Annotated in this window: 18 protein-coding genes; 7 read left to right on the plus strand and 11 right to left on the minus strand. The window is 71.7% G+C overall.

All coding sequences use genetic code 11. From position 1 onward, the window contains the following. Positions 1-136: 136 nt before the first annotated feature. Positions 137-784 (minus strand): HAD family hydrolase, encoded by a 648-nt coding sequence (locus tag OG788_RS10750; protein ID WP_406370381.1) that lies wholly within the window; start codon positions 782-784, stop codon positions 137-139. A 69-nt stretch (positions 785-853) separates the two neighbouring features. On the opposite strand from OG788_RS10750, the gene OG788_RS10755 reads away from it, so the two are divergent. Continuing rightward, positions 854-1,213, plus strand: coding sequence for a hypothetical protein (locus OG788_RS10755; protein WP_351130241.1), 360 nt, complete (start codon positions 854-856; stop codon positions 1,211-1,213). A gap of 127 nt (positions 1,214-1,340) precedes the next feature. Continuing rightward, positions 1,341-1,736, plus strand: coding sequence for a hypothetical protein (locus tag OG788_RS10760; protein WP_406376721.1), 396 nt, complete (start codon positions 1,341-1,343; stop codon positions 1,734-1,736). On the opposite strand, the gene OG788_RS10765 is transcribed toward OG788_RS10760, so the two are convergent. The 3 genes from OG788_RS10765 to OG788_RS10775 all read right to left on the minus strand — a co-directional run bounded on the left by OG788_RS10765 (position 1,733) and on the right by OG788_RS10775 (position 4,095). Then, the gene (locus OG788_RS10765; RefSeq protein WP_356463849.1) at positions 1,733-2,236 is read right to left on the minus strand and encodes a GNAT family N-acetyltransferase; all 504 of its coding nucleotides are present in this window, start codon (positions 2,234-2,236) and stop codon (positions 1,733-1,735) included. The two genes, OG788_RS10760 and OG788_RS10765, sit on opposite strands and share 4 nt — an antisense overlap. Before the next feature lie 58 nt (positions 2,237-2,294). Beyond that, entirely contained in the window at positions 2,295-2,789 is a 495-nt protein-coding gene (locus OG788_RS10770; RefSeq protein ID WP_406370384.1) for a sigma-70 family RNA polymerase sigma factor, read from the minus strand. A gap of 142 nt (positions 2,790-2,931) precedes the next feature. Then, a complete protein-coding gene (locus OG788_RS10775; protein WP_406370385.1) occupies positions 2,932-4,095 on the minus strand; it encodes a glycerophosphodiester phosphodiesterase in 1,164 nt (387 codons plus the stop codon). A 409-nt stretch (positions 4,096-4,504) separates the two neighbouring features. Between OG788_RS10775 and OG788_RS10780 the strand changes: the two genes are divergently transcribed. Continuing rightward, positions 4,505-5,176: a lysophospholipid acyltransferase family protein gene (locus OG788_RS10780; protein WP_351130230.1), complete on the plus strand. Its 672-nt coding sequence runs from the start codon at positions 4,505-4,507 to the stop codon at positions 5,174-5,176. 364 nt (positions 5,177-5,540) lie between these two features. Here OG788_RS10780 and OG788_RS10785 read toward each other — a convergent pair whose 3' ends face one another. The 5 genes from OG788_RS10785 to OG788_RS10805 all read right to left on the minus strand — a co-directional run bounded on the left by OG788_RS10785 (position 5,541) and on the right by OG788_RS10805 (position 11,792). Beyond that, complete coding sequence (locus tag OG788_RS10785; RefSeq protein ID WP_351541668.1) at positions 5,541-7,058, minus strand: MFS transporter; 1,518 nt, start codon at positions 7,056-7,058, stop codon at positions 5,541-5,543. Next, on the minus strand, positions 7,055-7,606 hold the full coding sequence (locus tag OG788_RS10790) for a TetR/AcrR family transcriptional regulator (RefSeq protein ID WP_406370388.1): 552 nt from the start codon (positions 7,604-7,606) through the stop codon (positions 7,055-7,057). Before OG788_RS10790 ends, OG788_RS10785 begins: the two co-directional genes overlap by 4 nt. Positions 7,607-7,846: 240 nt before the next feature. After that, positions 7,847-8,818, minus strand: coding sequence for an aldo/keto reductase (locus OG788_RS10795; protein ID WP_406370389.1), 972 nt, complete (start codon positions 8,816-8,818; stop codon positions 7,847-7,849). Positions 8,819-9,032: 214 nt separating this feature from the next. After that, positions 9,033-10,466, minus strand: a complete 1,434-nt coding sequence (argH, locus tag OG788_RS10800; protein WP_406370391.1) for an argininosuccinate lyase — start codon at positions 10,464-10,466, stop codon at positions 9,033-9,035. Between the two features lie 132 nt (positions 10,467-10,598). Further along, the gene (locus OG788_RS10805) at positions 10,599-11,792 is read right to left on the minus strand and encodes an argininosuccinate synthase (protein WP_406370393.1); all 1,194 of its coding nucleotides are present in this window, start codon (positions 11,790-11,792) and stop codon (positions 10,599-10,601) included. Between the two features lie 237 nt (positions 11,793-12,029). Here OG788_RS10805 and OG788_RS10810 point away from each other — a divergent pair, with 237 nt between their 5' ends. The 3 genes from OG788_RS10810 (at position 12,030) to OG788_RS10820 (ending at position 14,288) form a co-directional block, all read left to right on the plus strand. Then, a complete protein-coding gene (locus OG788_RS10810; protein ID WP_406370394.1) occupies positions 12,030-12,863 on the plus strand; it encodes a hypothetical protein in 834 nt (277 codons plus the stop codon). 135 nt (positions 12,864-12,998) lie between these two features. Further along, entirely contained in the window at positions 12,999-13,586 is a 588-nt protein-coding gene (locus OG788_RS10815; RefSeq protein WP_356749101.1) for a pyridoxamine 5'-phosphate oxidase family protein, read from the plus strand. A 3-nt stretch (positions 13,587-13,589) separates the two neighbouring features. Beyond that, the gene (locus tag OG788_RS10820; protein WP_406370396.1) at positions 13,590-14,288 is read left to right on the plus strand and encodes a L,D-transpeptidase; all 699 of its coding nucleotides are present in this window, start codon (positions 13,590-13,592) and stop codon (positions 14,286-14,288) included. Between the two features lie 68 nt (positions 14,289-14,356). Here the strand turns inward: OG788_RS10820 and OG788_RS10825 are convergent, their stop codons facing one another. Continuing rightward, a complete protein-coding gene (locus OG788_RS10825) occupies positions 14,357-15,784 on the minus strand; it encodes a sensor histidine kinase (RefSeq protein ID WP_406376722.1) in 1,428 nt (475 codons plus the stop codon). 80 nt (positions 15,785-15,864) lie between these two features. Further along, on the minus strand, positions 15,865-16,665 hold the full coding sequence (locus OG788_RS10830; protein ID WP_406370398.1) for a response regulator transcription factor: 801 nt from the start codon (positions 16,663-16,665) through the stop codon (positions 15,865-15,867). A 219-nt stretch (positions 16,666-16,884) separates the two neighbouring features. On the opposite strand from OG788_RS10830, the gene OG788_RS10835 reads away from it, so the two are divergent. Next, positions 16,885-18,246, plus strand: coding sequence for a ferric reductase-like transmembrane domain-containing protein (locus OG788_RS10835; protein ID WP_406370399.1), 1,362 nt, complete (start codon positions 16,885-16,887; stop codon positions 18,244-18,246). The last annotated feature ends 1 nt before the right edge of the window (position 18,247 follow it).

Here is an 18,247-nt window from a genome sequence, read left to right on the forward strand (position 1 = left end):
ACAACGAGCACCGGGCGTCATGGTCGCCTCGGTCGCAAGGATGCGGCAGCTCGTCGTGGTCATGGAAGGAAGTAAAGCAGATCGGGGGCCGGGGCCCGCCACCGCTGTCCGAATAGCGGACAGCGGTGGACGCGGTTCAGTCCCGGACGGAGATCTCCACACCGGCATCCGTGACCAGTACGGACAGGGCGGAGAGGTCCTGGACGACGAGGTCGGCGTCCAGCTCGTGGGCCTGGTGCGTTGTGGCCAACGCCACGGTGGTCATGCCGGCCGCCCGGCCCGCCCGGAGCCCGGCGGGGGCGTCCTCGAAGACGACGCAGCGGGCAGGGTCGACGCCCAGTTCGCGGGCGGCGAGCAGATAGGGCTCGGGGTCGGGCTTGCCCCGGGTGATGTCGTCGGCGGTGATCATCGTCTTGGGGCGGATCCCGACCTCGTCGAGCCGGGCCTCGGCCAGCCGCCGGGTGGCCGAGGTGACGACGGCCCAGCGCTCGGCGGGCAGCGCGGCGAGCAGCGCGAGGGTGCCGGGCAGCGGCACGACCCCGCCCGGCACGTCCTCGACCTCCAGCCGCTCGATACGGGCGAGTGCCTCGGGGACGAGGCCGGCGGGCAGCAGGTCGGCGGCTATCTCGGCGGCGGGGCGGCCGTGCAGTCCGATCCTGGCGAAGTCCTCGGGGGTGATCCCGTACTCCTGTGCCCACCGCGTCCAGCAGCGGTTCACCGACTCGATGGACGAGACGAGGGTTCCGTCGTTGTCGAACAGGAGGGCTTCAGCGTGGATCTTCATGCCTTCGACCCTAAGGGGCACCCCGGGGGCGAGCGCATCGGGTCTTTTGGCCCGTAATAGGGTCGCGGCATGTTTGATGCCCTGACGGTCGCGACGGCCGTCGCCGCGCTCGCGCTCGCCGCCTGGTGCGGCTGGGCCGCCTACCGTGATCAGCCGACCAAGGACTGGCACTTCATCGGCATGGCCGTGGTGTCGCTGCTCGCCGTGATCCAGCTGGTGATCGGCGTGGTCCAGCTGGCGCGCGGCGAGAAGCCGGAGCAGGGCACGACGATCTTCGTGGCGTATCTGCTCGGCGCCTTCGCGTGCGTTCCCGCCGCGGGGTTCATGTCGCTGGCGGAGCGCACCCGCTGGGGTTCGGTCACGGTGGCGGCCGGCGGCGTCGTTCTCGCCGTGCTCGAAGTACGGCTCTACGACATCTGGGGAGGCTGAGATGACGGCCACGGAGGAGAACACGACCGTGCCTCGGGACGAGCGGGACGAACGGGACGAACGGAACGGGGATCCGGCCGCGCGGCCGGCGGAGAAGAAGCGCACGCGGCTCATCACCGGCCCCGGCATGCTGCTGCTGTGGCTGTACGGCGTGATGGTGGTCGGCGCCGTCTCGCGGTCCGCCGTGCAGATCTCCACGGAGTTCGACAAGGCGCCGCTCGCCTACTCGCTCTCCGCGGTCGCCGGTCTCGTCTACGGATTCATCACGTACTCGCTCGTGCGCGGCGGCGAGACGGCGCGGAGGGCGGCGCTGGTGTGCTGCGCCGCCGAGCTCGCGGGCGTGCTGATCGTCGGGACCTGGACGCTGGTCGAGCCGTCCGCCTTCCCCGACGCCACGGTGTGGTCGGACTACGGCATGGGCTATCTCTTCATCCCGGTGCTGCTGCCGCTGTCGGCGATGTACTGGCTGCGCAAGGCGCGTACGACCGCCGACCAGCAGGGTGTGGCGTTCGGCGACCGCTAGGCGCTGGTGGCGTACGCGCCGGTGTCGGCGCCCTTGGCCAGGGTCACCAGCGTCATACGCTCGCCCACCCGCTCCTGGGAGACGGGCGCGTAGCCGTGCTTGCGGTACAGACGCAGGTTGCGCTCGCTGCGGTGGCCGGTGAAGAGCTGGAAGGACTTGGCCGCCCCATCGGCGCCTAGCCGCGTCTCGATCGCGGCGAGCAGGCGCCCGCCGAGGCCGTGCCGCTGCATGCGCGGATGCACGATGAGTTTGTTGATGCGGGCCGTGCCGTCGGCGTCGACGGCGCCGCGTACCGAGGCCACCACCTCGTCGCCGAGCCGGGCCACCAGTACGGTGCCGCCCGCCAGTTCCGCCCTGAGCGAGTCGAGCGGCTGCGTGAGCGGCTCGATGCCGTAGTCGCCGTACAGCTCGGCCTCGCTCTGGTAGCAGAGGTACTGCAGCTTCAGGATCTGTTCTGCGTCCTGCTCGGTCGCCGCCGAGATGGTCACGCTCATGCCCATGTGTGCATGCCTCCCGCTCACCTGTTCCACCGGTCGTCCCTCACTCCTATCCCCGTCGTCAGCGGGCCGCAACCTCCACCGTCAGCAAACGACGCAGACATCCCAGGCATCTGGAACGTTCCGGACCAAGACTCCCCTGTGAGATACCCAACTCACCTGCGATCTCCCGGTAGGTGAGGTCGTCCGGGGAGAGCAGGGCGGCCATCAGGCCGGGGCAGCGGCCGGGCAGCCGGCGCACGGCGTCGTGGAGCTCGCGACGGCGCTCGGCGGTCATCGCCCGCTCCTCGGGCCCGGAGTCGCTGTCGTCCGCGGGCTCGACGGCGTACGGCTGCTCGGCGTGGGCCCTGCGACGGCTCAGGCGCGCCTCGGAGCGCACGGCTCGGCGCACCCAGCGCTGCGGGTCGACGGGCGGTCCCGTCGCGTCCAGGCGCTCCAGGAGGCGCAGCCAGACGGCCTGTTCCAGATCGCCGCTCTCCGCGCCGGTCGCGTGGGCCTCCGCCGACGCCTCGGCGGCGAGGAGCGGTCGCAGGGCGGAAACCAGCTCGTGGGTCATGTGCGGCACGACGCGGCCGCCCCGGCAGGAGGTTGCCGGAGCGGCCGGTTGTCACCCCATCCGGGGTGACCGGGTCATCCGTTGACGGCCGGGCGCCGGTCTCGTCGCCCGGACGCGTCCTCGACTGCCCGGGGGGCCGGACTCACCCCTTGAGGAAGTCCGCGCGGGCCAGCAGGGCGGTGTCCGCGTTGTCGGAGAAGACGCCGTCGATGCCCGTCTCGAAGTACACCTTGAAGGCGCCGAAGGCGTCCCCGTAGGCGTCCGCGGCGGTGCCCCTGCGGAAGCTCGCGGGCAGGAAGGGGTTCTCGTTGCGCATCGTGTACGGGTGCAGGATCAGGCCCGCCCGGTGCGCGTCGGCGACGAGGGTGGTCGGCTGGGTGAGGTTGCCGGCCGCGTCCTTCGGGATGATCAGGTCGAGCGTGGGGCCGATGCCCTGCGCGAACGAGGCAATCCACTTCAGGCCCTCCGGCCTGACGAGGTCGGCGACCGTGCGGGGGTCTCCCGCCTCGACGAAGTCCCAGGGGCGGGTGTTCGCGGCCGACAGCAGGACGGCGAGCGGGTTGCCGACGAGCTTGTCGAGCCGCTCGATGCTGCTCGGCTCGAAGGACTGGAGGATGACCGGCGAGTCCTTCTTGTCCTTGCCGTACTTGCGCAGCAGCCTGGCGACCCGCTCCTCCAGGCCGAGGCCGAGCTTCCGGAAGTAGGTGGGGTGCTTGGTCTCGGGATAGATCCAGACCTGCTTGCCGCGCTTGCGGGTCTGCTCGTCCTGCCAGCGGAGCACCTCTTCGAAGGTGGGGATCTCCCAGCGGCCGTTGTAGAGGGTGTTGTGCGGGCGGTTGGCGGGGATGCGCTCGACGGCCCGCAGGGTCTTCAGCTCGGCGAGGGTGAAGTCCTCGGTGAACCAGCCGGTGGTGGCGACCCCGTCGAGCGTCTTGGTGGTCTTGCGGTCGGCGAACTCCGGGTGCGCCGAGACGTCCGTCGTCCCGCCGATTTCCGGCTCGTGACGGCATACGAGGTGGCCGTCCTTGGTGGGCACCAGGTCGCCGGCCTCGACGACGTCGGCGCCGAGGTCGAGGGCCAGCTGGTACGAGCCGAAGGTGTGCTCCGGCCGGTAGCCGCTGGCCCCGCGGTGACCGATGACCGTCGGTCTGGGCAGGCTCCGGTAGCCACCGCCCCCGTGCCGTTCGTCCGCTCCCGCCGCGCCGGGCAGGCCGAGGACGGCTCCGCCCGCCCCGAGCACCGCGGCTCCCAGCAGCGCCCGCCGCGCCGTGCCCCGCTCCTGACCGTTCGACTCCTGCGCTCCCATGAGCGCTCCTCCCGCCGTAGGTGCCCTGCCTGTCGAAGCGGGACGATCGTAGGTGCCCAGGTGTGACGGGAGGGAGGCCTGCGACCGAACACGTGGGTGACCCTGGATGTCGTACGGGATACGGAACCTGACGGTCCGTCGGCTTCGGTCCGGCGGTCGGGGGTACGCGTCGGAGTGCGGCGAACGAGCGGCGAACCATGACGGGGTCACCCGTTCGCCGGTGCGACGCGCGATGTCCGTCACATCGTGTCGGCCCGATGTCGGGCGCCCACAGGCGCGCCACCGCAGGTAAACGTAGGTCAACAGTGCGTATCCGGTCGATGAACCCGATGTGCAATCACCCGGGAACCGCGAGTATCGTCCTCACCTGCACAGACTCCATACCGATCCCTTGACACCGGAGGGCCCGTTGTCCCGCTTCGCGCTCATCAAGGCAGTGCTCGGACCGATCATGCGCCTGATGTTCCGCCCACGGGTGGAGGGCGTGGAGCACATCCCGGGCGACGGCCCGGTGATCCTGGCCGGCAACCACCTCACCTTCATCGACTCGATGATCCTTCCGCTGGTCTGCGACCGGCAGGTGCTCTTCATCGGCAAGGACGAGTACGTCACGGGCAAGGGCCTCAAGGGCCGCCTGATGGCGTGGTTCTTCACCGGCGTCGGCATGATCCCGGTGGACCGGGACGGCGCCAACGGTGGCGTGGCGGCGCTGATGACCGGCCGCCGCATCCTGGAGGAGGGCAAGGTCTTCGGGATCTACCCCGAGGGCACCCGCTCCCCCGACGGCCGCCTGTACCGCGGCCGCACCGGCATGGCCCGGCTCACCCTGATGACCGGCGCCCCGGTCGTCCCGTTCGCGATGATCGGCACGGACAAGCTCCAGCCGGGCGGCGCGGGGATCCCGCGGCCGGGCCGGGTCACGGTCCGCTTCGGCGCGGCCATGGAGTTCTCGCGGTACGAGGGCATGGACCGCGACCGTTATGTGCTGCGCGCCGTGACCGACTCCGTGATGACCGAGGTCATGCGGCTGTCCGGCCAGGAGTACGTCGACATGTACGCCACCAAGGCGAAGGCCGCCTAGCCCTTCACCGGGCCCCGCTACATCGCACAGGGGTGGGCCCCGACCGGCAGTTGCCGGTCGGGGCCCACCCGTTTTGTACGGTTCCGGCGGATGCCGATCGGCGCCGCCCCGGCCCCGGACCGGACCGGGCCGCGCCTGGCACCCCGCCCCGGGGCCGGACTTCGGGTGGCCGGACCCTGGTGGCCCGGACTCTGGCGGCCCGGACCCGGGTGACAGGGGCCCGGGTGACAGGGGCCCGGCGACAGGGGCCCGGGTGGCCCGAACCCGGTAGACCCGAACCCGGGGAGACCCCAACCCCGGGTAGACCCAACCCCGGGTAGACCCAACCCCGGGTGGCCCGAACCCCGGGTGCCCCTGACGCCCCCTACACCTCCAGCTTCTGGCCGCGCAGGAGGTACCACGCCGCCACCGCGGTGGCGAGCAGGACCGCCGCGCCCGCGCCGGACGCGAGTGCCAGACCGTCCACGAAGGACTCCCTGGCCGCGCTCAGCAGCGCCTCGGAGGTGTGCGCGGGCAGGCTCCCGGCCGCCTCCACCGCTCCGCCGAGCGAGTCGTGCGCCTCGGCCGGCGTGCCCGCGGGCCCGGCGAAGCCCGCGTAGACGCCGGTCACGATCGAGCCGAGCAGGGCGATACCGAGGGCCGCGCCGAGTTCGTACGCCGTCTCGGACACAGCGGACGCGGCCCCCGCCTGGTCCTTGGGGACGGCGGAGAGGATGACGTCGGCGGTGACGGTGAACGAGAAGCCCGCGCCGATGCCGACGACCAGCAGCGCGGCACCGAGCAGCGGATAGCCGGTGGACCGGTCGAGCAGGGTGAGCGTGCCGAGCGCGAGACCCACCGCGGCGAGCCCGGCGGAGACGACGGTGCGCACGGAGAACCGCCGCGCGAACCTTCCCGCGACCAGACCGGCCGCCACCGCGCCCACAGCGGCGGGCACTTCGGCGAGCCCGGCCTCGAACGGCCCCCGGCCCTGCACGAGTTGCAGGTACTGGGAGAGGAAGAACACGAGTCCGGACAGGCCGAGCACGGTGAACAGGTCGGCGAGCACGGCACCGGAGAATCCCCGGTTACGGAACAGACGGACGTCCAACAGGGGTGTAGGAAGGGTCAGTTGGCGGCGCACGAACCAGAAGAGCGCACCGGCGCCCAGCAGGCCCGCGGCGAGTGCCTCGCCGCTCGCCCCATGCGCGGCGACCTCCTTGACCGCGTACACCGCGGCGATCACACCGACGAGCGAGAGCGTGACGCTGATCAGGTCCCAGGGTCCATGGGTCGGGCTCTTCGACTCGGGCAGCAGCCTGCTGCCGACGAGGACGAGCACCACCATCACCGGAAGGTTGATGAGGAAGACCGAACCCCACCAGAAGTGTTCGAGCAGGAAGCCGCCGACGACGGGACCGACCGCCGTGCCCGCGGAGGCCGTCGCACCCCAGATGCCGATGGCGAGGCTGCGCTCGCGCGGGTCGTGGAAGATGTTGCGGATCAGGGCGAGGGTGGCCGGCATCAGGGTCGCGCCCGCGACACCGAGCAGCGCCCGCGCCAGGATCATCATCTCGGGTGTCGTGGCATAGGCGTTGAGCACGGATATCAGGCCGAACGCCGTCGCGCCGACGAGCAGCAGCTTCTTGCGTCCGATGCGGTCGCCGAGACTGCCCATGGAGACGAGCAGACCGGCGATGACGAAGGAGTAGACGTCACCGATCCACAGGAGCTGGGTGCCGGACGGCCCCAGGTCCTCACTGATGTACGGGGTCGCGAGGCCGAGGACGGTGGCGTCCACGGCCACCAGCAGCACGGCGAGGACGAGGACGCAGAGCGCGAGCCAACGACCGGGGCGCTTCTGCACCTCCGTCGCGAGCGCCGGCTGCAGGGTGCTGGTCATGATTCCTCTCTCCTTAGCGCGCCGCCGAGCAGCAGCTCGACGATCATGTGGTGGAAGTCGTTGGCGGCGACCCGGCCCTCGGTCACGGCCCAGGCCGCCGAGGCCATCAGCCCGTAGAGCGCCTCGGTGAGCCAGGCCGGGCTGAGGTCGATGCGGAACTCGCCGCTCTGCTGACCGCGCCAAAACAGCGCCGCTATCCGGGCGTCGAGCCGGGCCCAGCCCTCGTGCTGCCCGTCGCCCTCGAACAGCTGGTTCTCCGTGTAGAGGAAGGCGAGCAGTCCGGCCACCTTCTCCAGCTCCCGCACCAAGCGGCGCACGGCCTCCTGCGCGGAGCCGTCGTCGAGGCGGGCCGCGTCCAGCGCGGCCTCGCACTCCTCGATGCCGAGCGACTCCAGGGCCCGTACGAGCGCGTCGCGGCCGGCGAACTGGCGGTGCAGCGTGGCCCGGCTGATCCCGGCGGCCTTCGCGACCTCGTCCATGGTCGCGGTGGATTTCCGGGTGAGCAGGGCGGCTGCGCTGCGCAGCACGTGGTCACGGTCGACAGCCATGAGACAACGGTACCGCATGTGAGACAGTCATGTCTCATTGGGGGCATGCGTGTCTCATTCGCGTGGCAGGCGGCACGACGAGCCCTGCGCGAAGGGCTCGGGTGAACGAGCCGTGCTCGAACAGTTCCGGTCAACTACCGGTGCTCGAACGGCTCGCGTGAGCCGCGGACGCTTCACCCGGGGTTGGCTGCTCGGAGTGTCCGAGTGGCCCGCGGACGATGCGACCGGGGCGCGCGGTGCTCAGTGCCAGGGCAGCTGCCCGCGCCGCTCCCAGTACGCCCCCGGCTCCTCCACGAGGGCGGCGAGCCGGGAGAGCTGGTCGTCGTCGAGGTCGACGACCGCGGCGTGGAGGTTCGAGGCGAGCTGGTTGGCGGTGGCCGCCCCCGAGAGCACGACGCCCGCCCAGGGCTGCCGCAGGATCAGCGCGAGAGCGACCGCGTCGCAGTCGAGAGAGGTCTCCGCGGCGACGGCCCGCAGCGCGTCCGGCGCGTGGGGCCGCGCGAGCCGGCCGTTGGCCATGCCCTCCTTGACGATCACCGTGAGTCCGGCGTCGTGGGCCTCGGCGAGCGCCGGTGCGGCCGAGGTCTCCAGGACGTTGTACGTGGACTGGACGGTACGGAAGAGCGGTTCGCCGTCGACCGTCACGGCGAGCGCGGCACGGATCGCCTCCGCCTGGGCGGGCCCGCTGGTGGAGAACCCGATCGACAGGCCTCCAGCGGCCGCTTCGGCGAGTGCCGCGTGCAGTTCCTTGTCGGTGAGGGCCGGGCTCTCCGGGGTCACCGAGTGGATCTGGTAGAGGTCGAGCCGGTCGCCGAGCAGCTCCGCGGTCTCGGCGCGCTGCCGCGCGTACATGGCGAGGCCGTGGTCCTTGACCTCGTGCGCCTCGGCGTCGGTGCGCCAGTCCGCGGTGTACGCGTAGCCCCACTTGCTGCCGACGACGATGTCGTCGATGTCCGGGCGGCCGCGCAGCCAGTCGGCGAGGAACTCCTCGGAGCGGCCGTAGGAGCGGGCCACGTCGAAGTAGCGCACGCCCTGGGCGTAGGCGGCTTCGAGGAGTTCGTGGGTGCGCTCGCGCAGGGCGTCGACGCTGCGGTCGGCCGGGAGGTCCTCCTCGCGGCCGAGGTTGATGTAGCCGGGGCGGCCGACGGCGGCGAGCCCCAGTCCGATGTGGGCGGTGGGAGTCGTGGCTGAGGCGAGGCGTGCGAAGGGCATCGCGGCTCCGTTCGGTCGGCTCCTTTACGGCACCCGACCAACGTAACCCGCGACACCCTCCGCCGAACGGCACCCGCCCCCGTACGCGAACCGCGTCCGCTCTTCCGCGCCCTGGAGAGGCGCCACCCCTCGGCATCGATCCGGTCCGACGGCACGTACGTTCCGGGACCGGCCCGGCTTCCGCTTCCGCTTCCCCCGGGCGTCCGCGCGGAGGCTACTTCTTGTGCTTCGCCACCGCCCACGCCTGCTGGGCGGCGACGTCCGTCTTGATCTCGGCGAGCTGGACGGCGACCGCACTGGGCGCCGTGCCGCCGCGGCCGTCGCGGGAGGCGAGGGCGCCGGGGACGTTGAGGACGGACCGCACCTCGGGCGTCAGATGCGCCGAGATCTTCGCGAACTGCTCGTCGGTCAGCTCGTCCAGTTCCTTGCCGTCCGCCTCGGCGACCTTCACGCACTCACCGGCGACCTCGTGCGCGACGCGGAACGGCACGCCCTGCTTGACCAGCCACTCGGCGATGTCGGTGGCGAGCGAGAAGCCGGCCGGGGCCAGCTCCTCCATGCGCTCGCGGTGGACGGTCAGCGTGGCCATCATGCCGGTGAAGGCGGGGAGCAGGACCTCGAGCTGGTCGCAGGAGTCGAAGACCGGCTCCTTGTCCTCCTGGAGGTCGCGGTTGTACGCGAGGGGCAGGGCCTTGAGCGTGGCCATCAGCCCGGTCAGATTGCCGATCAGGCGGCCCGACTTGCCGCGCGCGAGTTCGGCGATGTCCGGGTTCTTCTTCTGCGGCATGATCGACGAGCCGGTGGAGAACGCGTCGTGGAGGGTGACGAAGGAGAACTCCTTCGTGTTCCAGATGATGACCTCCTCGGCGATCCGGGAGAGGTTCACGCCGATCATCGCGGTGATGAAGGCGAACTCCGCCACGAAGTCGCGGGAGGCCGTGCCGTCGATGGAGTTGGCGACGCTGCCGTGCTCGAATCCGAGGTCCTTCGCCACCGCCTCCGGGTCGAGGCCGAGGGAGGAGCCGGCCAGGGCGCCGGAGCCGTACGGCGAGACGGCGGTCCGCTCGTCCCACTGCCGCAGCCGTTCCGCGTCCCGGGACAGGGACTGGACGTGGGCCAGGACGTGATGCGCGAACAGCACGGGCTGGGCGTGCTGGAGGTGGGTGCGCCCCGGCATCGCCACGTCCGGGTGGGCCTCCGCGAGCCCGATCAGCGCCTCCTGGAGGTCGGCGATCAGACCGCCGATGATCCGCGCGTGGTCGCGCAGGTACATCCGGAAGAGCGTGGCCACCTGGTCGTTGCGGGAGCGGCCGGCGCGGAGCTTGCCGCCGAGGTCGGGGCCGAGGCGCTCAAGGAGGCCGCGTTCCAGGGCGGTGTGGACGTCCTCGTCGGCGATCGTGCCCACGAAGGAGCCGTCGGCGACGTCCGACTCCAGCCGGTCGAGGCCCTCGGTCATGCGCGTGAGCTCGTCCTCGGTGAGCAGGCCCGCCTTGTGCAGCACGCGCGCGTGGGCACGCGAACCGGCGATGTCGTACGGCGCGAGGCGCCAGTCGAAGTGGACCGAGGCGGACAGCTTGGCCAGGGCCTCGGCGGGACCGTCGGCGAACCGTCCGCCCCAGAGCCGGACGTCACCGCTGTTGCTGCTCACTTGCGTTACTCCTCGGAAGGTGTGGATGTGCCACCGCCTCCCCACGCGTGCGTGAGGAGGCGGCTGCAAGGCTAGTGCTCGGGAGGCTTCGAGGCGGCGGACACGACACGGCCGCGCCAAGTCCCGTACGGCTTAACCCAGATCCCGCTTGGCGGCGATCTTCGACGACAGGCTGTAGATGTCGATGAAGCCCTTGGCCGCGGCCTGGTCGAAGGTGTCGCCCGTGTCGTACGTGGCGAGGTCGAAGTCGTAGAGCGAGGTGTCGGAGCGCCGGCCCGTGACGACCGCGCGGCCGCCGTGCAGGGTCATCCGGATGTCGCCGTTGACGTGCTGGCTGGCCTCGTCGATGAAGCCGTCCAGGGCGCGCTTGAGCGGGGAGAACCACTGGCCGTCGTAGACCAGTTCGCCCCAGCGCTGCTCGACCTGCCGCTTGTAGCGGGCGAGTTCACGCTCGACCGTGACGTTCTCCAGCTCCTGGTGCGCGGTGATCAGCGCGATCGCGCCCGGAGCCTCGTACACCTCACGGGACTTGATGCCCACGAGCCGGTCCTCGACCATGTCGATCCGGCCGATGCCCTGGGCGCCCGCACGCTCGTTGAGCTGCTGGATGGCCTGGAGCACGCTGACGGGCTTGCCGTCGATGGCGACCGGGACGCCCTGCTTGAAGGTGATGATCACCTCGTCGGCCTCGCGGTGCTCGGCCGGGTTCGAGGTGTACTCGTAGATGTCCTCGATCGGCGCGTTCCAGATGTCCTCCAGGAAGCCCGTCTCGACCGCGCGTCCGAAGACGTTCTGGTCGATGGAGTACGGGGACTTCTTGGTGGTGGCGATCGGGAGCTGCTTCTCCTCGCAGAACGCGATCGCCTTGTCCCGGGTCATCGCGTAGTCACGGACCGGCGCGATGCACTTGAGGTCGGGGGCGAGGGCGACGATGCCGGCCTCGAACCGCACCTGGTCGTTGCCCTTGCCCGTGCAGCCGTGGGCGACCGTGGTGGCGCCGTGCTTCTGGGCGGCGGCGACGAGGTGCTTGACGATCGTCGGCCGGGAGAGGGCGGAGACCAGCGGGTAGCGGTCCATGTAGAGGGCGTTGGCCTTGATCGCCGGGAGGCAGTACTCGTCGGCGAACTCGTCCTTGGCATCCGCGACCTCGGCCTCGACGGCACCGCAGGCGATGGCTCGCTTGCGGATGACATCCAGGTCCTCGCCGCCCTGGCCGACGTCGACCGCTACGGCGATGACCTCGGCGCCCGTCTCCTCGGCGATCCAACCGATGGCGACGGAGGTGTCCAGACCGCCTGAATAGGCGAGTACGACGCGCTCGGTCACGGGATTCTCCTCACAGTGCATTCGCTGACATGCATGAGTATGCAGGACTCTGCATGGTTCGTCAATCTCGCCCCGCCCGGCGACGGAATCTTCGGAGCGCTTGAACGCGGGAAACCGCTTTCGCGTATCTCCCGCTGAACGCAGGCGCCGCGTTCGCGTACGGCAGCACCACGGACAACAGACCGCCCGGACGACCACCGGGCGGTCCCCGACCCCCGACCCGAATGAGGCTTCCGCATGTCCAGGGCTCTTCCGAAGTACAACAAGCGGCGCGTCGCGATGATCGGCGGAGCGTCCGCCGTCGTGCTGTCCGCCGCGGTGATCGCCGGCAGCGCCCTGGCGGGCGAGACCCCCGGGAACGGCGCCACCAACGCCACGACGAAGGCCGCCGCCGCGGGCACGGTGAACTGCCCGGCCGTCGCGCCGAGCCTGCCCGCGGTGCCCGCGTCCGCGAAGGCCGAGGTCGACCGGAATCTCGCCCTGCTGAACACCCAGATCGCCGAGGCGAACAAGCGGCTGGTGGACACCGCCGGGCAGGGCGGCCCGAACTTCGTCCAGAACGCGATCCTCGGCCCCCTCAAGGACAAGCGCGTCGCCACCGTCAACCGCATCGCGACGGCCATCGGACGCACGGCCGCCAAGCCGCAGGGTCTGGACGCGCTGGCGCCGTGCACGCTCAACGGTGCGGGGGGCGCCGCCACCGGCAGCGCCGCGCCGAGCGCGCCGGCCACAGCGCAGGCGGGCGGGGCCGCCGGTGACACGGGTGCCGCCACCGCCGCGGGCGCCATCACCTGCCCGGACGTCGCGTCGCAGCTGCCCGCCGTCCCGGCCTCCGCGAAGGCCGAGGTCGACCGCAACCTGACGCTGCTGAACACCCAGATCGCCGAGGCGAACAAGCGACTGGCCGACACCGCCGGGCAGGGCGGCCCGAACTTCGTCCAGAACGCGATCCTCGGCCCCCTCAAGGACAAGCGGACCTCCACGATCGACCGCATAGCGATCTCCATCGGCCGCACCGCCGCCAAGCCGACCGGGCTGGACTCCCTCGCCGCCTGCACGGTCGCCCAGTGATGTGACACGGCATGTGGCCGCCCCGCCGGCGTCGGGCCGGGGCGGCCACGGGGTTCCGGCGATGCCCCTGAACGGCGTCGCCGGAACCCGCAATTCGTTAGACAGGCGAAAGGCTTTCCCGAATAATCGTTAGACATGGGAAAGACCTATGAGCGCATCGACGGCCGCCTCCGCACCTTCATCGAGGCGCAGCCCCTCTTCTTCACCGCGACCGCACCGCTGTCCGGGGACGGCACGGTCAACCTCTCCCCCAAAGGGCTCACCGGCTCCTTCGCCGTGCTCGACGAGCGGACCGTGGCCTATCTGGACTTCGCCGGGAGCAACGCCGAGACGATCGCGCATCTGCGCGAGAACGGCCGGATCACCCTGATGTGGTGCGCCTTCCAGGGCCCGCCCAACATCGTCCGGGTGCACGGCCACGGCGAGCCGGTCTTCCGCGACGACCCGCGCTTCAAGGAACTCCTCAGCCACTTCCCCGCCGTCGACCCGACCCCGCACGGACTGCGCGCGATCATCGTCGTGACCGCCGAGCTGGTCCGCGACACCTGCGGCTACGCCGTGCCGTACATGTCCTACGACGAGGACCGCGATCTGCACGGCAGGCGCTTCGCGCGCGAGGACGACGCCTCGCTGAACGAGTACTTCACCAAGAAGGAGCACATCGCGACGAGCCTGGACGGACTGCCCGGGCTGCCGCTCCCGTTGCCCCCCAGTACCGTCTGAGCCATGCGCCTCGGAGCCGCCGCCCTCGCGTCCGCGTCCCTGCTCACCCTGGCCCCGGACGGGCCGCCGCCGCTGCGCGACCTGCCCGCGCGGATGGCCGACACCGGCGGCGGGACCCAGCTGATCACCGCTCAGGCACCGCGCGGGAAGGCCACGTCGGGGACCCTGACGTGGTGGGACCGGCGCGGTGGGCGCTGGGTGCGGGCCGGATCCGCCCGCGCGCGGTTCGGGTCGGGCGGACTGGTCGAGGGCCGGTCGCGGCGCCAGGGCACGAACACCACGCCCACGGGGTTGTACGAGCTGCCGTACGCCTTCGGGATCGAGGCGGCGCCGTCGGGAACCTCGATGCCGTACCGCCGGGTGCGTAAGGGCTCCTGGTGGTGCCAGGACAACTCGTCCCGCTCGTACAACCGGTGGACCGAGCCGCGCCCCGCGGACTGCCGGGCCGGCGAGTCCGAGCATCTGATCACCTACCGGAAGCAGTACGCGCACGCCGTCGTCATCGGCTTCAACTACGAGCGGCCGGTACGCGGCCGCGGCGCGGGGATCTTCCTGCACGTCGACGGGAGCGGGGCCACGGCCGGCTGCGTGTCCGTTCCGGCGGGCGCGATGCGGCGGATCCTCGCGTGGGCCGACCCCGCGCGCGAGCCTCACATCGCCATCGGCACGGAGAGCGGGACGACGGCGCTCACCCGGTACTGACGGAACGCCGGACCGCGCCTCGGGCCACGGCCGACGGGCGGACCACTCCTGTCGGCCGCACGCGAGGTTCACGCCGCGGGGAGTCGTACCGTGAACGTCGTGGCTCCAGGGCGGCTCTCCAGGCCGACCGTGCCGCCGTGTGCCTCGACCACGGCCGCCACGATCGACAGACCGAGCCCCGCGCCCGTACCGGCGCCGTCGACGCGGCGGCGGTCCGCCCGGGTGAACCGTTCGAAGACACCGGGGCGGACGTCCTCGGGAACCCCGGGTCCGTCGTCGTGGACCCTCAGTACGGCCTCCGTGCCGGCACCCTCCAAGGACACCGTCACCCGGGTACCGACAGGCGTATGCACACGGGCGTTGGCCAACAGGTTGGCCAGCACCTGGTGGAGCCGATGGGCGTCGCCCGTCACGGTCACCGGCTCCTCCGCCAGTTCCAGCACCCAGCGATGACCGGGACCCGTGGCGCGGGCATCGGTGACCGCGTCGAGAACGAGGTGGGTGAGGTCGACGGGAAGCCGTTCCAGGGGGCGGCCGGCGTCGAGACGGGCGAGCAGCAGCAGGTCGTCGACCATCTCCCCCATGCGCGCCGACTCGGCGGCGATCCGCTCGAGGGCGCGGGTCACCTTCGGGGGCACCGGGCCGGGGTGCAGCAGCGCGAGTTCGGCGTGGCCGCGCACCGAGGCGACCGGGGTGCGCAGCTCGTGGCTGGCGTCGGCGGCGAAAGTGCGCAGCCGTTCCTCGCTCGCGTGCCGCTTGGTGAGCGCGTCCTCGACATGGCCGAGCATGCGGTTGAAGGCACCGGCGACGCGGCCCACCTCACTGCGCGGGTCGGACTCGGGCGCACGTGGGGGCAGAGCCACCTCTCCGCTGGCGAGCGGGAGCTCACTGACCCGGGTGGCGGTCGCGGCGACGCGGTTCAGCGGGCGGAGCGACCAGCGCACCCACAGCGCCCCGGCGACTCCGGCGACGACGAGGGCCACGCCGAGGACCAGGGAGGCGACGAGTTCCAGGCGGTGGACGGCCGCTTCGACCGGCTCCGTGGGCAACCCGGTGATCAGCACGTCGCCGTCCTGGCCGGACGTCGCCAGCACGCGGTAGTCCCCCAGCCCCGAGAGGCAGACGGTATGGGCACGGCCGTCCACCGGTACCGCGGCCAGCACCGCCTCGTCGTGGGCGGTCGGATCCACGTTCCGGACGGCCGTGGTGGTGCCGGACGGCACGACCGCGGCGTTGGTGACGTCGTCGCCCACCAGGCGCGCTCCGAAGGTGCCGGCGCTCTGCCGGCGGGTGTCGCCGTGTTCGTCGCCGTCGTGGTCGGACGGCTTCCCCGCGTTGTGCTCCAGACTCGCCGGGAACCGTACGCCGGCTTCCTGGAGCTGCTGGTCGAGGCGACCGGTGAGGAAGCCGTTCAGTTCGTACACCGCCGCCACGCCGACGGCGGCGCAGCTGACGGCGAGCAGCACCACGAGCCCGGCGGTGAGGCGGGCGCGCATCGTGCGTGGCCGCGGCAGGGCGCGCAGGGCCGCCGTCAGCCGGAGCCGCCATCGCCCGACCCGGGCCCGCACGCTCGCTCTCACCGGCCCGCCGCGGTTTTGATGACGTACCCGGCGCCCCGGACCGTGTGGATCATGGGCTCGCGGCCCGCGTCGATCTTCTTGCGCAGGTAGGAGATGTAGAGCTCGACGACATGGGCCTGTCCCCCGAAGTCGTAGGACCAGACGCGGTCGAGGATCTGCGCCTTGCTGAGTACGCGGCGCGGGTTGCGCATCAGGAAGCGCAACAGCTCGAACTCGGTCGGCGACAGCTCGATCAGGTCGCCGCCCCGGGTGACCTCGCGGGCCTCCTCGTCCATCGCCAGGTCCCCCACCACGAGCCGTGGACCCTCGTCGACCCGGCGGGCCATGCCCGCGCGGCGCAGCAGTCCGCGCAGCCGGGCGACGACCTCCTCCAGGCTGAACGGCTTGGTGACGTAGTCGTCGCCGCCCGCCGTGATACCGGCGATGCGGTCCTCCACGGCGTCCCGGGCGGTGAGGAAGAGGACGCAGACACCCGGCAGCACGGTGTGGAGGTCGCGCAGCACGGTGAAGCCGTCGGTGTCCGGGAGCATCACGTCGAGGACGACGGCGTCGGGCAGCAGTTCACGTGCCTCGGCGGCCGCCGCGGCACCGTCGCCCGCGGTACGGACCTCCCAGCCCTCGTAGCGCAGGGCGCCGGAGAGGACCTCGGCCAGGTCCGGATCGTCGTCGACGACGAGAACGCGTACGGGCGTGCCGTCGGGCCGCGTCAGCGAGGGCGGCCTGGCGGCCACCCGGGAGCGGACGGCGCCGGTGTCCGGGACGCGGGGAGCCTCGGGGTCTGGGGTGGGAGTGTTCATGTCGCCTTCCAGCATCGCTCCTCCCGATGGCCGCGCCCTGCCACGTGGCCTCTGAGTTTCCTCTGAGTCACCGCGCGTTCCAGTCCGCCGTTTCCCCGGTTCTCCGCCTCCCCCGCTCTCAGTTTGCTGTGAGTCCGCGCAGAACCCGCCCGTTCAGAGCCTCCTCAGAGGTTCCGGACGCACAGTTTCCTCCCGGACTGCCGGACGAAGGACGGAAACATGACCACGGTGCACGAGCGGGCGGCGGACCCGCGCCCGACACGAGGACGCAGGCGACCGCGGCCCTCGCCCGCGGGGCCCCTGCTGGCCCTGTTGTGGGCCGGGGCGGCCGCGGTCCTCGCCCTGTGGTGGACCGACACCGGGTCGGTGGTGGGCATGGCCGGATGGCTGACGGACGCGGGGCGGATCGCCGGGCTGCTGTGCGGCTACGGCTGCGCCGTCCTGGTGGCGCTGATGGCCAGGGTGCCTCTCCTGGAGCGGCGTATCAGCTCCGACCGGGTCGCCCGCTGGCACGCCATGGCCGGCCGCTACACGATCTGCCTGCTGGTCGCGCACGTCACGCTGATCCTCTTCGGCTACGCCGCCCAGGACGGGGCGGGCATCGTGCACGAGACGCTGAGCGTGGTGTTCGACTACCCGGACATGCTCAAGGCGACGATCGGCACGGTGATCCTCTTCGCCGTCGGAATCACCTCGGCGCGCCTGGCCCGCCGCCGGATCAGCCACGAGTTCTGGTACTACGTGCACCTGCTGACCTACGCGGCCGTCTTCCTGGCCTTCTTCCACCAGCTCGCGCTCGGCTCCGACTTCGTCGGCAACCAGGCCGCGCGGGCCGCCTGGTACGTGCTCTACCTCGGTACGGCCGCGCTCGTCGTATGGTTCCGGCTGCTCGCCCCGGTACGGCTCAATCTGCGCCACCGGCTGCGCGTGGACGCCGTGCACCGGGAGTCCCCCGGCGTCTTCTCCGTCGTGGTCCGCGGTGAGCGACTGGACGAACTGGACGCCCGGCCGGGCCAGTTCTTCCGCTGGCGGTTCCTCGCGGACGGGATGCGGTGGACGTCGACGCCGTACTCGCTGTCGGCGCCGCCCCGGCCGGACCGGATGCGGATCACCGTGAAGGCGCTCGGCGACCACAGCGCGGCCGTGGGACTGCTGCGGCCCGGCACCCGGGTGTGGGCCGAGGGCCCGTACGGCTCGCTCACCGCCGACCGGAGCACCTCGTCGAAGGCCCTGCTGATCGCGGGCGGCGTCGGCATCACACCGCTGCGCGCCCTGTTCGAGACGCTGCCGGGCCGGGTCACGCTGCTCTACCGGGCGCGCACGGCCGAGGACCTGGCGCTGGGCGGCGAGCTGGAGGCCATCGCGCGGTGGCGCGGGGCCCACGTCCTGTACGCGGTGAACGCCGCCGACGGCACGCGCCCGCGGCTCACCGCCGACTCGCTCCGCGAGAGCGTGCCGGACATCGCCGAGCACGACGTCTATCTCTGCGGGCCTCCCGCGATGGCGCGGGATCTCTACGGGGCGCTGCGCACAGCGGGTGTCCCCGACCGTCGCATCCACCACGAGTCGTTCGAGCTGTGAG

Source organism: Streptomyces sp. NBC_00647 (assembly GCF_045207245.1).
Taxonomy (GTDB): Bacteria; Actinomycetota; Actinomycetes; order Streptomycetales; family Streptomycetaceae; genus Streptomyces.

What these genes read in the sequence shown, in the direction of transcription:
- OG788_RS10820 (WP_406370396.1), top strand. Translation starts at nt 13,590, where the DNA reads ATGCGCCTCGGAGCCGCCGCCCTCGCGTCCGCGTCCCTGCTCACCCTG.
- OG788_RS10790 (WP_406370388.1), bottom strand. Translation starts at nt 7,606, where the DNA reads ATGGCTGTCGACCGTGACCACGTGCTGCGCAGCGCAGCCGCCCTGCTC.
- OG788_RS10795 (WP_406370389.1), bottom strand. Translation starts at nt 8,818, where the DNA reads ATGCCCTTCGCACGCCTCGCCTCAGCCACGACTCCCACCGCCCACATC.
- OG788_RS10825 (WP_406376722.1), bottom strand. Translation starts at nt 15,784, where the DNA reads ATGCGCGCCCGCCTCACCGCCGGGCTCGTGGTGCTGCTCGCCGTCAGC.
- OG788_RS10760 (WP_406376721.1), top strand. Translation starts at nt 1,341, where the DNA reads ATGCTGCTGCTGTGGCTGTACGGCGTGATGGTGGTCGGCGCCGTCTCG.
- OG788_RS10830 (WP_406370398.1), bottom strand. Translation starts at nt 16,665, where the DNA reads ATGAACACTCCCACCCCAGACCCCGAGGCTCCCCGCGTCCCGGACACC.
- OG788_RS10755 (WP_351130241.1), top strand. Translation starts at nt 854, where the DNA reads ATGTTTGATGCCCTGACGGTCGCGACGGCCGTCGCCGCGCTCGCGCTC.
- OG788_RS10765 (WP_356463849.1), bottom strand. Translation starts at nt 2,236, where the DNA reads ATGGGCATGAGCGTGACCATCTCGGCGGCGACCGAGCAGGACGCAGAA.
- OG788_RS10815 (WP_356749101.1), top strand. Translation starts at nt 12,999, where the DNA reads ATGGGAAAGACCTATGAGCGCATCGACGGCCGCCTCCGCACCTTCATC.
- OG788_RS10785 (WP_351541668.1), bottom strand. Translation starts at nt 7,058, where the DNA reads ATGACCAGCACCCTGCAGCCGGCGCTCGCGACGGAGGTGCAGAAGCGC.
- OG788_RS10750 (WP_406370381.1), bottom strand. Translation starts at nt 784, where the DNA reads ATGAAGATCCACGCTGAAGCCCTCCTGTTCGACAACGACGGAACCCTC.
- OG788_RS10810 (WP_406370394.1), top strand. Translation starts at nt 12,030, where the DNA reads ATGTCCAGGGCTCTTCCGAAGTACAACAAGCGGCGCGTCGCGATGATC.
- OG788_RS10770 (WP_406370384.1), bottom strand. Translation starts at nt 2,789, where the DNA reads ATGACCCACGAGCTGGTTTCCGCCCTGCGACCGCTCCTCGCCGCCGAG.
- OG788_RS10835 (WP_406370399.1), top strand. Translation starts at nt 16,885, where the DNA reads ATGACCACGGTGCACGAGCGGGCGGCGGACCCGCGCCCGACACGAGGA.
- OG788_RS10775 (WP_406370385.1), bottom strand. Translation starts at nt 4,095, where the DNA reads ATGGGAGCGCAGGAGTCGAACGGTCAGGAGCGGGGCACGGCGCGGCGG.